The 15,045-nt window shown below is 45.6% G+C and carries 14 protein-coding genes; 5 read left to right on the top strand and 9 right to left on the bottom strand.

Annotated features, from left to right (window positions below; translation table 11 throughout):
• Positions 1-439 precede the first annotated feature (439 nt).
• The 4 genes from TW81_RS02895 to TW81_RS02880 all read left to right on the top strand — a co-directional run bounded on the left by TW81_RS02895 (position 440) and on the right by TW81_RS02880 (position 5,595).
• A complete protein-coding gene (locus TW81_RS02895) occupies positions 440-2,191 on the top strand; it encodes an SgrR family transcriptional regulator (RefSeq protein WP_045954236.1) in 1,752 nt (583 codons plus the stop codon).
• 186 nt (positions 2,192-2,377) lie between these two features.
• A complete protein-coding gene (locus tag TW81_RS02890) occupies positions 2,378-3,373 on the top strand; it encodes an ABC transporter substrate-binding protein (protein WP_204243978.1) in 996 nt (331 codons plus the stop codon).
• Positions 3,374-3,467: 94 nt separating this feature from the next.
• Positions 3,468-4,367: an ABC transporter permease gene (locus TW81_RS02885; RefSeq protein WP_045954234.1), complete on the top strand. Its 900-nt coding sequence runs from the start codon at positions 3,468-3,470 to the stop codon at positions 4,365-4,367.
• A complete protein-coding gene (locus TW81_RS02880) occupies positions 4,360-5,595 on the top strand; it encodes a quaternary amine ABC transporter ATP-binding protein (protein ID WP_045954233.1) in 1,236 nt (411 codons plus the stop codon). The genes TW81_RS02885 and TW81_RS02880 overlap by 8 nt, the downstream gene beginning before the upstream one ends.
• 124 nt (positions 5,596-5,719) lie before the next feature.
• Here TW81_RS02880 and aroG read toward each other — a convergent pair whose 3' ends face one another.
• From aroG to TW81_RS02855, 5 genes are all read right to left on the bottom strand, one after another.
• Positions 5,720-6,775, bottom strand: a complete 1,056-nt coding sequence (gene aroG / locus TW81_RS02875) for a 3-deoxy-7-phosphoheptulonate synthase AroG (RefSeq protein WP_045954232.1) — start codon at positions 6,773-6,775, stop codon at positions 5,720-5,722.
• Positions 6,776-7,010: 235 nt separating this feature from the next.
• Positions 7,011-7,907 carry a heme o synthase gene (gene cyoE, locus TW81_RS02870; RefSeq protein ID WP_045954231.1) on the bottom strand — a complete coding sequence of 299 codons (897 nt, stop codon included), beginning with the start codon at positions 7,905-7,907 and terminating at the stop codon, positions 7,011-7,013.
• Positions 7,900-8,940: a COX15/CtaA family protein gene (locus tag TW81_RS02865; protein WP_045954230.1), complete on the bottom strand. Its 1,041-nt coding sequence runs from the start codon at positions 8,938-8,940 to the stop codon at positions 7,900-7,902. Before TW81_RS02865 ends, cyoE begins: the two co-directional genes overlap by 8 nt.
• A 17-nt stretch (positions 8,941-8,957) precedes the next feature.
• Positions 8,958-9,506, bottom strand: a complete 549-nt coding sequence (locus tag TW81_RS02860; protein ID WP_045954229.1) for a hypothetical protein — start codon at positions 9,504-9,506, stop codon at positions 8,958-8,960.
• The gene (locus TW81_RS02855; protein ID WP_045954427.1) at positions 9,499-10,239 is read right to left on the bottom strand and encodes an SURF1 family protein; all 741 of its coding nucleotides are present in this window, start codon (positions 10,237-10,239) and stop codon (positions 9,499-9,501) included. Before TW81_RS02855 ends, TW81_RS02860 begins: the two co-directional genes overlap by 8 nt.
• On the opposite strand from TW81_RS02855, the gene TW81_RS02850 reads away from it, so the two are divergent.
• Positions 10,238-10,486 (top strand): DUF2909 family protein, encoded by a 249-nt coding sequence (locus tag TW81_RS02850; RefSeq protein ID WP_045954228.1) that lies wholly within the window; start codon positions 10,238-10,240, stop codon positions 10,484-10,486. The genes TW81_RS02855 and TW81_RS02850 overlap by 2 nt on opposite strands.
• A 14-nt stretch (positions 10,487-10,500) precedes the next feature.
• On the opposite strand, the gene TW81_RS02845 is transcribed toward TW81_RS02850, so the two are convergent.
• From TW81_RS02845 to coxB, 4 genes are read right to left on the bottom strand one after another with little or no spacing between them, the layout of a single operon-like run.
• Positions 10,501-11,385, bottom strand: coding sequence for a cytochrome c oxidase subunit 3 (locus TW81_RS02845; protein ID WP_045954227.1), 885 nt, complete (start codon positions 11,383-11,385; stop codon positions 10,501-10,503).
• On the bottom strand, positions 11,382-11,981 hold the full coding sequence (locus tag TW81_RS02840) for a cytochrome c oxidase assembly protein (RefSeq protein ID WP_045954226.1): 600 nt from the start codon (positions 11,979-11,981) through the stop codon (positions 11,382-11,384). Before TW81_RS02840 ends, TW81_RS02845 begins: the two co-directional genes overlap by 4 nt.
• A gap of 10 nt (positions 11,982-11,991) precedes the next feature.
• Complete coding sequence (gene ctaD, locus TW81_RS02835) at positions 11,992-13,656, bottom strand: cytochrome c oxidase subunit I (RefSeq protein ID WP_045954225.1); 1,665 nt, start codon at positions 13,654-13,656, stop codon at positions 11,992-11,994.
• Positions 13,653-14,777 carry a cytochrome c oxidase subunit II gene (gene coxB / locus TW81_RS02830; protein WP_420835054.1) on the bottom strand — a complete coding sequence of 375 codons (1,125 nt, stop codon included), beginning with the start codon at positions 14,775-14,777 and terminating at the stop codon, positions 13,653-13,655. The genes ctaD and coxB overlap by 4 nt, the downstream gene beginning before the upstream one ends.
• Positions 14,778-15,045: the final 268 nt, after the last annotated feature.

Genomic DNA, 15,045 nt, shown 5'->3' with positions numbered 1-15,045 from the left:
CTTTAGTAATATTAGACACTTTCTCCTACAAAGTCGCGCGTTGTTAACGCGCATTTTTGAATAACAACGAAAAGAAAGCAGCACCAGAGAACTGTTCGTGGGGGTCAGGAGCATGTTTCATCAGGTGCTGCTTGTTTTTACCAATGCATCAATTGAACAAGGCTAATTAGAGCCAGTTGTTCCAAAATAGATGAGCTTTTCGCTAATCTTGTTCGGTAATGAATGCTAAGTGAAGTGGTTGCAATATCGTGGTTCATCTGTTCCTCCGTAGGCTATGAGTATTTTGCGCCTTAATAAGGAATCAAAAAACTGTCGACATATTATTAATTTATTCCTTATATAAGAGAAAAAGGGAATAAATCACATATTTACAGTGGATCTTTAACAAAACTAGGAACAAAATTAGACTTAAACTTTCTTATTTGACGAATATGTTGCTGTGTCTGATCTAAACTTGCTACGTTATTACAGCCGCCTAGTTCCATTTGGAATCGGTGTTGAGCATAAAACCACGCTGCCCGAGGTAGCCAATTCATTGTGCACGACACCAAGACATGCGAGAAACCTCCTCAACCAGATGCTTGAACTTGCTTGGCTCTCTTGGTTACCTAAAGCAGGCAGAAATCAACGTTCAACCTTGCTACTCAATTTAGAGTTAAGCGAACTCAAAGCTCAACTGGCCGCAAAACGAATCTTGCAGGGAAAGTATGAGAAGGCGTTGGCGATACTTGACGACGATGAAATGGCATTTGGCCGATTATTGCAAACTACTTCAGGCGCTTCCATGCGCGAAGGTCGACTTCATATACAGCTGACCTATAAGCGACCATTTGAGCGTTTAGTTCCACATCATTTGCAGCGGTCAAGCGAGCGTTATTTGTTGCGTCAGATATACTGCTGTTTGGTCGCAAGCGCAGCCGATGGCGTATTAGAACCACAGCTAGCACATCATTGGCATTGCGATTCAAACGCTTTAGAGTGGACTTTTTACCTTCGCCCGGGATTAACTTTTCATAACGGCAGCACTATTGATGCCGAGAGCGTCGTTAGTTTGTTTAAAAAGTTGGCCACGCTGGATGACTATCAGAGTGAATTAAATCATTTGGTTGATGTTCACTCACCGCTGCCAAACAAAATCGTCTTTACACTTTCCAAACCAGATCAAGGCTTTGGCGGGCTGATTTCTGGGGTAAAATACTCCATTCAGCCAATAGGTCAGGTCAATGACTCAACGGGAAAACAGGTTATCGGTTGTGGTCCTTTTCAGGTCACCGAGCACTCAGATAGCAAACTCTGCCTACAAGCTTTTGATCGCTACTACGCTTGCAGAGCATTAACCGATCAGGTCACTATCTGGCACCTCGACGAGTCGGAACTCGAAAACAAACAAATTCAAACTAATCAACCTGGCGCTCAAGCAAGTGCGGATTGTCATTACTTTGTTTCGCATGCGGTTAGCAAACATATTGACCGTAACGTACAAAAAAGTCGTACCGAAGATGGCTGCATGTTCGTGTTATTTAATCAGTGCGCAGACATCATATTAGACGAAAATCAGCGTCGCTTTCTATCAACCTACTTGACGCCACAAAAGGTGTATGCGTTTTTAGAGAGCAACAATTTACTATTTGGATGCGAGAATGCGAATAATCTATTGCCAATGTGGCATAACATTACGCGACCACAAATGCCTGTGGTTTCACTTCCACAACAACTCAGTATCGCCATCTACGATTACAGCTCTTTGAGCAATTGTGCGTTAGCGGTCAAACACCTGTTGGAACAATGTGGTGTTGAGGTCTCAATCCAAAGTTATAGCTACCGAAAACTAACGTCCCGAGCATCGCTTGGTCAATTGCAAGAATCACTGATCATCACCAACATTAACCTCGATGATAACCGGCATGCATCGGCATTCAATAGCCTCTACCACAACCCAATTATTCAGCGTTGCATCGGTGAACATTCTAAAGCTTGGTTGCTCGAACGACTCAATCAACTTCGCTCCGACACTGAACTCACGCAATACCTCAATGCACTCGAACCCATTGCTTCCGCATTGATCAATCAATTTTGGCTGTCACCACTTTTTCATCACCGGCAAACCTTACGCTTTCAAGGTGTGCTGAAAGACGTCGGACTGACCAACTGGGGGTGGCCTGATATCAAGAACGTTTGGTCGGCAGACTAGTGACATTAGAAAACATCATTAATCATTAGCTCACGAATCATATTTACAGCCAAACCACTTATATATCGTCAACAATCTAGTCACTTAGCAAAAATTTAATGCCATTTTTAAATCACAGAGTCTATTTATAAATTTGAACTCTAAATATTGTTTCGCTATTTTTATGACGTATTCATTAAAAAGGAAATTAAAATGAAACTAAAAATGGTGGCATTCCTATCCCTAAGTGCAACCACTTTCTACTCTCAAGCAAATGAGTGTGGCAAGGTGACCATTGCTGACATGAACTGGAATTCTGCAACAGTGATGGCCAATGTCGATAAGTTTATCTTAGAGAATGGTTATGGATGTGACGCTGAACTGATCCCCGGTGACACAATGCCAACGGGTACCTCTATGATTGAAAAAGGCCAGCCTGACGTTGCCCCTGAGTTATGGAGTAACAGTCTTAAAGATGCTCTTGATAAAGGGGTCGCAGAAAAACGCCTTCGTTATGCAGGTAAGTCGTTAGTCGACGGTGGTGAAGAGGGCTTTTGGGTTCCATCATACTTGGTTAAGCAATACCCTGAGATAGCCACGATCGCAGGTGTGAAGAAACATGCAAAATTGTTCGAGCACCCTGAAGATCCTGACCAAGCTGCATTCTACAGCTGCCCAGCGGGCTGGAACTGCCAAATCAGCGCTGGGAATCTGTTTAGAGCTCTTGGGTTAGAAGACTCTGGCTTCACTATCGTTGACCCAGGTTCAAGTGCGGGTCTTTCCGGTGCGATAGCCAAAGCCTATGAACGCGAAGAAGCTTGGTTTGGTTACTACTGGGCACCAACGGCAGTGTTAGGCAAATATCAAATGGTCAAAGTAGACTTCGGCAGCGGCGTCGATGAGGCCGAGTTTGTTTCGTGCACTACTCAAGCGGACTGCGAATCGCCAAAACCGACTATGTACCCGCCATCACCTGTCCACACCATTACCACAGAAGAATTTGCTAGTCGAGCGCCTCAAGCCTATGAGTACTTCACCAAGCGTGGCTTTACCAATGCAGACATGAACCAATTGCTTGCATGGATGGAAGACAACCAAGCGGACGGCGAAGAAGCCATGTACCACTTCCTCGAAAACTACCCTCAAGTCTGGCAAACCTGGGTACCACAGGAAATTGCAGACAAGGTGAAGCAAGCTCTATAAGACGAAAGACAACCTATGTAGCAATAAAATTGCTATGTGTTAGATGTACTCCTTCACTACAAAAGTGGTGAAGGAGAATAAAAGGAACTTACTGATGTCTAATGACAGCTGGTTCAACAGCTTTCCTGAAATGGAGCGCTCAGATCTAAGAGCGATCCGCAAAACTCTCGATGGCGCCTACCGAGATTTCTCACGCGAGTATGGTGATCTCATAGAGTCGATTTTCGATCCCCTACTCTCTTTTCTAATTTGGTTTGAAAAGCTTCTTCTTTCCACGCCTTGGATGATTGTTTTAGCTGTTTGTACAGGCTTGGTCTACGCTGCCAGCCGGTCTTGGAAACTGGCTGTCGGCTGCTTTGTTTCCTTGATTCTGATTGGCTACTTTGGCATGTGGGAAGACACAATGCGTACTTTGAGCATTATTACTGTCTGCACCCTGTTATCAATTGTACTTGGGATTCCAATTGGCATTGCGATGGCGCGATCAAATAAAGTTCAGTCGATAGTGACCCCGATGCTTGATGTTATGCAAACCATGCCTGCATTCGTTTATCTTATCCCAGTTGTGATGCTGCTCGGTATTGGTAAAATACCCGGCCTCATTGCGGTTGTCATTTACGCGATTCCTCCGGTCATTCGCCTCACCAATCTAGGTATACGATTGGTTGATAAAGAGGTACTTGAGGCTGCAACAGCTTTTGGCGCCAGTGCAAAACAGCGTTTGTTTGGTGTTCAGTTGCCACTTGCTATGCCAACGATTATGGCAGGTATCAATCAAACGATTATGATGGCTCTGTCGATGGTTGTCATCGCTTCAATGATCGGTGTCAAAGGCTTAGGGCAACCTGTTCTTAAATCAATCACCAATCAGTATTTCACCCTTGGTTTATTAAATGGTTTTGCCATCGTTGCATTGGCTATCCTATTTGACCGAGCTTCACAGGCTTACGCAAAGCGAACTCAAGCTCACTTAGGAGATCTCAAACATGACTAAACCACTTATTGAAATCAGTGGCTTATATAAGGTTTTCGGTCAAAAGCCGCAGTCAGTGATGGATCGCGTTAAACAAGGTGACAGCAAAGACAAAGTGCTAGCAGATACCGGACACACTGTAGGTTTGAAAGAAATTAATCTTCAAATCCATCAAGGCGAAATTTTCGTCATCATGGGTCTATCCGGTTCAGGGAAATCGACTTTGATTCGCCACTTCAATCGTCTGATAGATCCAACTGAAGGGCAGATTTTGGTAGAAGGTACCGATGTAATGCAACTCAGCCAACCAGAGCTGGAAGCCTTTCGCCGCCATAAAATGTCGATGGTTTTTCAACGCTTTGGTCTGCTGCCACACCGAACTGTGGTCGACAACGTCGCCTACGGACTTGAGATACAAAGAGTTGAAAAAGCTCAACGCATTCAAAAGGCGACACAGTGGTTAGAAACCGTCGGGCTTAAGGGATATGAAAACCAGTACCCGTCACAGCTTTCAGGTGGTCAACAGCAGCGTGTGGGTTTAGCTCGAGCATTATGTACTGATGCTGAGATTCTATTAATGGACGAAGCCTTTTCGGCGCTCGACCCACTAATCCGTAGTGAAATGCAAGATCAGCTCATTGAATTACAGCAAAAGCTGCACAAAACGATTATCTTTATTACTCACGATCTGGATGAAGCGCTACGTTTAGGCGATCGGATTGCAATCTTAAAGGATGGTGAATTAGTTCAGCAAGGCACGCCGGATGAAATTTTACTTCACCCTGCCGATGACTATGTCGAGGCTTTCGTCAAAGACGTCAACCGGGCTCGGGCGCTTACGGTGGAGACTGTGATGAATCCACCTGCTTATCGGATTACAGCGAATACCATCCAAGAAGCGATCGCTCAAATGAAAAGCTTCAAACAAGATTATGCTTATCACGTAACGGATGAGGGTTACCAAGGCGTTCTGACCAAAGAAGGCCTGTTGGATGCGGCGCAAGATCCAACAGTCGAAGAAGAAATCAAAGCAGAGTTCTACGAAGAAGTCCCCGCAATTTCACCCGACTCAGTCATTGAGGAAGTACTCGTCGATACGATGTCGTGCGATTATTCCCTTCCTGTTGTCGACAAAGATGGTAACCTTCAAGGAGAGCTAGAGCGCAGTGCAGTCGCTGAGATTTTCTCCGACAATGGAGAGGAAGAAAAGGAGAATCCCATCTCCCCAAAGCTGGATAGAGCTTGTTAAAGCTCGTTGCAGTGAAGGCGATTGTGGACAGCAAAAACATGAAGTTTAAAGCGTACTGACTCAATCGTGACCAACAATAAAAGCTCCCGAGGGAGCTTTTATTGGTTAAATTGCAAGGTGCGTGTTATCTGTTGTTGCGACGAGCTTCAACAGCATCAGCAAGCTGGCGGAGTACCTTTTCAGTATCATCCCAGCCAATACACGCATCAGTAATCGACTGACCGTACTTTGGTGTCTGACCAGCTACAAGATCTTGGCGACCTTCGACCAGATGAGATTCAATCATCACACCGAAAATTGCCTCTTCACCACCTGAAATTTGACTCGCTACGTCTTCTGCAACGACCATTTGACGCTGGTACTGCTTAGAGCTGTTAGCATGGCTGAAGTCGATCATCACTTTTTGTGGTAAACCTGAAGCTTCTAGCTCATTTTTAATCGCACCAACATGGTCTGCACTGTAGTTTGGCTCTTTACCACCACGCAAGATGATGTGACAGTCTGGGTTTCCCGCCGTTTCAATAATGGCCGAATGACCGTATTTAGTCACCGATAGGAAGTGGTGTGATGCACTTGCTGAACGAATCGCATCTGAGGCAATTTTGATGTTGCCATCTGTACCATTTTTGAAACCTACCGGACATGAAATACCAGATGCCAGTTCACGGTGAACCTGAGATTCCGTTGTACGCGCTCCAATCGCGCCCCAACTAATTAGATCCGCAACATACTGAGGTGTAATCATGTCAAGGAATTCACTTGCCGTTGGCATTCCCATATCTGTCAGATCAAGCAACAACTTACGTCCCATACGCAAACCGTCGTTGATTTTAAATGTATCGTTTAAATACGGGTCATTGATTAGTCCTTTCCAACCCACTGTAGTGCGTGGCTTTTCAAAGTAGACACGCATAACCACTTCAAGGCGATCACCAAGTTCGTCACGAAGAACTTTCAGACGTTTGCCATATTCAATTGCGGCTTCTGGGTCATGAATCGAACATGGGCCAATAATTACGAGCAAGCGGTCATCTTGACCTTTTAAAATATTTGAAATGGCTTCACGAGAACGAAACGTAGTCGAAGAAGCAGATTCAGTCGCAGGAAACTTCTCTAAAACGGCAACTGGAGGTAATAACTCTTTGGATTTGTTAATTCGTACATCATCAGTTTGGAACATTGCTACTTCTTCCTATTTCTCTTGGTTGAACGCATCACCCAAATATGTGGTGAAAAAACGTTCACACTATCTTGTGCCTGTTGTGTGTAACTTATCTATCAAAAACCAAGGTTGCAACCACTTTTTTAAATAAAAGGCAATAATTGCTATTTTTTACATTTTACACGAAGTGTAAAAATTTAATTACAGTCATTTTGACCATATACAAAAGCGCTGTCACACCCTGTTTCAAAAGTTAAACGAGCAAATAGTGATCTGCTAACAGTAGCAAAAATAGAAACATCAAATGATAAATAGAAAACTTGAACGTCTCGATTGCCGACTTCTCTTGTGCATTAAACTTAAGTTTCCACGCATGCGCGATAAAGCCAAAACTGAGAATCGTTGATCCAATCCAATAGAGAGTGCCTGCCATACCAACCAATGCTGGTAACAAGCAAACCAGCGCGAGCAAAATGGTGTAAAGAAGAATAGAGGTTTTGGTGTACTCGACTCCATGTGTAACAGGCAACATGGGGATGTCCGCTTTTGCATAGTCATCTTTACGATGAATCGCCAGCGCCCAAAAATGGGGTGGTGTCCAAATAAAGATAATCATCACTAACAACCAAGCATTCGCGTGTAGCTCTCCGCTAACGGCTGTCCAACCCAATAGCGGAGGCATCGCTCCTGCAATACCAGCAATCACAATGTTCTGAGGCGTGGCACGCTTTAAGTACATGGTATAAACCACGGCATAACCGAGTAAACTGGCGAAGGTCAACCATGCAGTAAGTCCATTAACGCCGAAATATAGGATCGTAAACCCAACGGCGCCAATCGTAACGGCAAAGCCAAACACATGACTCGCTTTAATTTCCCCAGATGGAAGCGGCCGTTTATAGGTTCTAGCCATTATGGCATCAATACGTTGATCAATTAGATGATTGAATGCTGCAGCCGACCCTGCCATTAAACCAATACCGACTAATCCAAGTACCGTATTTTGCACAGGCAACGTACCAGGAACGGCTAGGCACATCCCGACCACAGCAGTTAGCAGCATGAGAGCCACCACTTTAGGTTTGGTTAGCGACAGATAGCTGCGCCAAAGCGCTTTTTCTTGCGCCGCTACTGTTAACGTTTTACTCATGGGCACTCTCCTTAGTGAATAAGGTAGGTTCGACTATCGTCTGCTGGCTGGTGTGCCAAATCAGATAGTTGGCCCTTAAAACCACCATCAGCAAGATTGCCGCCCCTAGGTTATGTGCTACCGCCACAACCAGCGGCAGACTCAAGATGACATTGCCAACCCCCAGCGCAATCTGTACGGCAAGCATCACCAATAACCATTTGGCTGTAGTAGTGAAGATTGGATTTTTCTCTTTAAATAATCGATAAGCTAAGCTTGAGACAAACAGAGTCACCAGCACCGCGCCAAGCCTATGAGTGACATGTATCGTCATTCTGGGACCATAGTCTAGGGTGCCAAACTCATAACTGTCTTGTTTAGGTTGGATAAAATCAAATGCGCGGGCAAAATCGAGATGGGCACTCCAATCTCCTTGGCAAATCGGCAAGGAGGTGCACATTAATGCCGCATAGTTTGAAGATGTCCAGCCGCCAAGTGCTATTTGCATAATAACAACCAACAACGTGATACCAGCGAGTATTCTTAGCCCTGACTTAGTTGAAACAGCTTCGAGATCAATTATTCTTTGCTTGGACTGTAGCACCCAGTGTGTCAGTGCCAGCAAACTAAACAGCGTAAAACCACCGAGCAGATGTCCCATCACAACAATGGGCATCAGTTTCATTGTTACCGTCCACATACCAAGTAGCGCTTGAAAGATCACGACGCCAGTAAGGCCGCCGGCAAGCAGCATAGACAGTTGACGGGTTTTGATACCAAGAATGCTAATAGAAAACACGACAAGCCCCAATGAACCCGCAAAATATCGATGGATCATTTCAAGCCAGGCTTTGTGCGCTTCGACTGTCAGTGTTGGATAAAGAGAACGAGCCAGTGCAATCTCATGATGCTCATTGGGGACTGTCAAATGCCCATAACAACCAGGCCAGTCGGGGCAACCTAAACCCGCATCAGCTAAGCGAGTATATGCACCTAGCATGATCACAATAAAGGTTAAAACAAGACTCAAGCGTACGAGGTTTATCAACTTCATATCAGCACTCCCTGCTGTTAGCCAACTCTAGACAACTTCAGTAACTTGCGTAGATCCGCGAGTAATCCCTTGCTTTGTGACACGAGCTCGGCTTCTGAGTCGACTTTGGGATAACGCATAACCAGTTGCCCTAAGGGATCAACGATAACAAATTCATATTGGTCAACCACTTGAGAAAAGCCGTCATTCGCCGTCATATGAGCATAATTTGCTTGCCCTGACGCAGCACTGTCACTTTGAGGAATTGAAATGAGCACGGGTTTCACCCGCTCTTGGTATTTGCCAAGTGCGATGTAACTCTGACCGAGCAAATAGATTTGCTGCTGGCAAAAGTAGTCACAATCACTAGGTATCACATAGCCAAGCTGCCACTGTTTTTGTTGAAACGGATTGTCTAAGCCCAACGAATCAAACGTGGTGAAGGGTTCAATGAGTTCGCCTTGATTGGTAACACCAGATTGATACCAGTGTTGGCTCAACACCGTTTTGGCCATGATGGCAGGCAGAGCGAACATCACCACCAGACCGATAAAAATTATCCTTCCGCGATAGACTGGATTAATCATCTCTTCCTCCCTGTTTTAAGGTTCGAATTAGCAGCATTAAACTTATCAGCGCTAAAACTGCGGCCATCGAGAACCATTGCACTGCGTAACCAAGATGCTTTTCTGAGTTCATCGAAACTGGTTGCCAAGGTTGGCTGTATGGCCATGACTTGACGATAGGTTGCACAATGAAAGGTTCGATATCGACTCCCCACTGTTGTTCCAACTGAGCGAAGTTGAGATTTTGTATTCGGCCTATCGCTCCCGGCTCTAAATGAAGATCATGACTCAGCGGGTTCACTGACTTGCGATAAAGCCTTCCTTCTAAACTCATTGGCTCAGACAACCAATCCACTTGAGGCAACGTATCGCGAACACTCAGCGCCGGCACGAATCCTCTTTCGACTAGAACCCGTTGTTGATCTTCATTCTCCATCAGTTGCAGAGCAAGGTAGCCAACCTTGCCGTTAAAGTTTTGGTTATCCAACAGTAAGTATCTATCCTTGATCGGCGCCACTTCTAGCCGCACCAGAAACCCTGTCGGATTACTTAGCCTATCCGCGGTCAATTGAGACAAGCGAAGCGGTGTGAGTTGCGATCGTTCAATAACGCTTTGTTCTATATCCTTTTTTTCTTCCGATCTCGATAATTGCCATAACCCCAAGTTGATCAAAATTGAAAAGGCAACCACAGTTATTAGACAAACAACCACAAATCTGATCGTTTTCATCGGTGAAAAAAAGGATCTATCCATGGTATTCATCTTCAAACTTGTTTTGGTGCTGCTGCTACTCTTCATTATTTTCAACCTCGGTAGAGCGATGTTTGAGATGGTTAAAGGGCCAGACGCTGACGAAGATTCTGAGTCGGAGAACCCTCATCAAGACAAGCCAATGAGTTTTTACTTGGGTCGTCGTGTTTTCCTTTCTGCATTAGCCGTTATTTTATTGATTGCCGCACTACTTAGTGGCTTTATCGACCCCAACTCCCGCCCCTACTGACCAACGAACCAACCTTAAAGCACATAGACAAAAACAAACAAACACAACCAGACGACATCAACGAAGTGCCAATACCAGCTGCCCGCTTGAAATCCAAAATGGTCTTTAGGCGTAAAGTGATCTTTTGCCACTCTAAATAAAAGGACACTCAAGAAGGTCGTACCGAGCAGCACGTGCATGCCGTGGAAGCCCGTCAATAGGAAGAAAGTGTTGCCATACACCCCAGATTGAAGCGTCAGATCAAGTTCATGATACGCGTGAGCATATTCAACACCTTGGTAATACAAGAAGAAGCACGCAAGCACTATCGTGATCTCTAACCACACAATCAGTGCCATACGCTTGTTCTGTTCAAGACTGACATGAGCGAAATGCAATGTGATCGAAGAAGTAAGAAGAATAATCGTATTGATCAAGGGGATGCCCTGCCAAGACATCGCTGTCGTCGTTTCCCCGTTAGGCGTAGTGGTAAGCGGCCATAATGCCTCAAACGTCGGCCAAATCACCTCGTGTGTCATGGCATTATTACCTGCCCCACCTAACCAAGGTACCGAGATCATTCGCGCATAAAAAAGCGCACCAAAAAACGCGCCAAAGAACATGATTTCTGAGAAGATGAACCAACTCATACCTTGCCTAAAAGAACGCGATAGCTGCGCAGAGTACTTCCCACTCATGGACTCACTAATTACACTGCTAAACCAACCTGCAAACATATAAAGCAGGAAAAGGAAGCCAGCCAGTAAAACCAGTCGGCCAAATACACTGCCATCACCGCCTTCAGCCATATTCTGCACCGTCAGACCGGCACCGACAGCGATTAAAAACAGCGATACCGCCCCGACGATCGGCCAACTACTTTGTGCGGGAACATAATAGGGTTGATGTTTTGAACTCATGGTGTTGCTCCTTGAGAAGTCCCATCATTGGAGGATGAAACATTGACGAACTCAGATGAGGTCGTTTTGTCCGTAATGTCATATAGGGTGTACGACAACGTCAGTGTTTGAATCGAATCTGGAATGTCCGGTTCGATATAAAAAATCAGCGGCATGTCTGCTTTAGCGTTTGATCGCAAGGGTTGCTGAGTGAAGCAGAAACACTCGATTTTATTGAAGTAAGTCGCGCCTAAGCCTGGAGATACTGAAGGTACCGCTTGCCCGACGATATCGTGAGATGACAAATTCTCGGCATGGTAATAGGTCTGAATAACCTGTCCGGGGTGTACATCCATTGATGTTTGAGCAGGAACAAACGACCAAGGCATCGCGTGGTGATTGTGAGCCATAAACTCTACGCGAATAAGACGTGATGTGTCAGGAACCATACCTTGTGGCTGTAGCGCAGACTCACTGTTGGTTTTACCGTTGATTCCTAATGCGTCACACATCACGTCATACAGTGGCACCAGTGCAAAACCAAAACCGAACATTGCCACGACGGCTGCACATAGCTTAACTATCAGCTTTCGATTCGACTTTGCTTGCACGTTCATAACTCAACTCCTAATCCACTTTGGGTGGCGTAGAGAAGGTATGATGCGGCGCAGGGCTCGGGACTGTCCATTCAAGTCCTTCGGCGCGTTCCCAAGGTTTGGCCGGCGCTTCAACCCCACCCCGGATACATTTAATCACCACCCATAGGAAAATCAGCTGTGACAAACCAAAGGCAAAACCACCGATAGAGACGATTTGGTTGACATCCGCGAACTGAATGGCGTAGTCCGGAATACGTCTTGGCATGCCCGCTAGGCCCAAGAAGTGCATCGGGAAGAACAGCACGTTGACCGAAATAATCGAACACCAGAAGTGCCACAAGCTCAACTTGTGGTCATACATGTGCCCCGTCCATTTAGGTAACCAATAGTAGGCGGCGGCCATGATCGAGAATACAGCACCAGAAACTAATACGTAGTGGAAATGTGCCACCACAAAATACGTATCGTGGTACTGGAAGTCTGCCGGAACAATCGCGAGCATCAATCCAGAGAAACCACCAATGGTAAATAAAATGATGAAAGCTATCGCAAACAACATCGGCGTCTCAAACGTCATTGCTCCGCGCCACATGGTCGCAACCCAGTTAAATACTTTCACCCCTGTCGGCACTGCTATCAACATGGTGCAGTACATAAAGAATAACTCGGCGAAAACAGGCATACCGGTAGTAAACATATGGTGCGCCCATACTAAGAATGAGAGCAAAGCAATACTACAGGTGGCATAAACCATAGAGTGATAGCCAAATAGTTTCTTGCCGCTAAATGCAGGAATTATCGCCGAAATAATACCAAACGACGGCAATATCATAATGTACACTTCAGGGTGACCAAAGAACCAGAAAATATGCTGGAACATCACAGGATCCCCGCCTCCGGCTGCATCAAAGAACGACGTCCCAAAGTATTTATCAGTTAACACCATGGTGACCGCTCCGGCTAAAACGGGCATCACTGCAATAAGCAAGAAAGCCGTAATCAACCAGGTCCAAACAAACATCGGCATCTTAAACCACGTCATCCCCGGCGCACGCATATTGACGATCGTGACGATTACGTTGATGGCGCCCATAATTGAGCTGATACCCATGATATGCACCGAGAATACAAATAGAGCTGTACTATCTGGCCCATAAGTCGTTGACAGAGGCGCATAGAAAGTCCAGCCGAAATTAGGCCCCCCACCCTCGGTAAATAAAGATGCAATTAAGATGGCAAACGCGAAAGGTAATATCCAGAAGCTCAGGTTATTCATCCTTGGTAATGCCATATCTGGCGCGCCGATCATCATAGGGATCATCCAGTTCGCTAAACCAGTAAAAGCGGGCATCACGGCACCAAACACCATGACTAAACCGTGAACGGTTGTCATTTGATTAAAAAACTCAGGTTTGACTAATTGCAAACCGGGTTGAAACAGCTCAGCACGGATGATCATTGCCATCGCACCGCCGGTCAAAAACATGATGAAGCTAAACCAAAGGTAAAGCGTCCCAATGTCCTTATGGTTGGTCGAATAAAGCCAGCGCGTAATGCCTTTCGGCGCTGCGTGGTGTTCATGATCGTCAGACTCAACAGTAATTGTGCTATTTGCACGACTGATCTCCGCATCGGTTATCGGTGCTGACTTAGTTTTATCTTCTACTATCGAATCAGGTTTGGACGTTTTCATTGTCCCTCCTTAGACGCCTTGAACTGGTTCACATCGGCCGCTTGAACAGAGTCACCGACGCTGTTGCCAAGTGCATTACGTTGATAGGTCAACACGGCAGCTATCTCCCTATCCGTCAACTGGTTAGCGAAAGATTGCATCGCGGTGCCTGCTCGGCCGTTGACGACAACATTAATGTGCTCGTTTTTATCACCCGTTGCGACTTTGCTACCCGTAATGGCTGGAAACGCCCCCGGGATCCCGGCGCCATTCACTTGGTGACATACTGAACAACGTTCGAGGTACACTTTCTCGCCAATTTCAACCAGCTCTTCCATTGATAGAGAAGCTGTGAGAGACGCAGCGGCCTCTTGCTTGGCCTGAGCAATTTCGGCCTTTTTCGCCACCAGCCACTGCTCATATTGATCCTCTTCCATGGCATGAACGACTATCGGCATAAATCCATGTGCGCGGCCACACAACTCAGCACACTGTCCTCGGTAAACGCCTGGCTTATCAATTCGAGTCCATGTTTCATTGATAAAACCTGGAATGGTATCTTTCTTGACCGCAAAGTCAGGCACCCACCACGAGTGGATAACATCGTCAGAAGTCATCAAGAAACGAATTTTACGATTGATTGGTAGCACTAGCGGGTTGTCAACTTCGAGAAGGTAGTGCGCGCCCTTCTCTTCAATACCATCGATCGCTTTTTGACTGGTCGCCAGCAAGCTAAAGAATTCAACCTCTTCACCAAAGTAGCTGTAGTGCCACTTCCATTGTGAGCCGGTAATTTTTACGGTGAGATCCGATTGAGAGGTATCCTCCATTGCAACCAGAGTTTTGGTGGCAGGAATGGCCATTAACACCAATATGACGATGGGAATGACCGTCCATATCACCTCAACTTTGGTACTTTCATGAAAATGCGCAGCCACCGCGCCTTTAGATTTTCGATGGTGATACATCGAGTAGAACATGACGCCAAACACGACAATGGCGATGGCGCAACAAATGTAGAATATCAACATATGCAGGTCGTAAACTTGCTCGCTGATATTAGTTACACCTTGAGTCATGTTGAAGGCGCTCTCTTGTGCATACGCCGAAGCGGTGAAGCAAACCAACAGCACTCGACTCAATTGCCTTAGCACCAACTGTAAACTTTTCAAAAGACCTCTCCTCTGCCAGAGTCATCAACCGTGATGCTGGTACTCTTCTGTGCACAAGCGTTTATCTGCAAGAAAGTACCAATCAGCCTTTGGACTTGGAAAATTCCTTATAACCCGTAAATTTCATGTAATTTGTTATATTTATGTTAATAAACGTTAGTTGGCGTTTTTCATTTGTGCAAGAAAGTACAACTAGAAATGATGACCAAATAAATCGCGTATAAGTTTAACGATTGCC

Origin of the sequence: Vibrio galatheae (genome assembly GCF_000967545.1) — a bacterium.
GTDB lineage: Bacteria > Pseudomonadota > Gammaproteobacteria > Enterobacterales > Vibrionaceae > Vibrio > Vibrio galatheae.
This window is presented reverse-complemented; position numbering and strand designations above follow the sequence as displayed.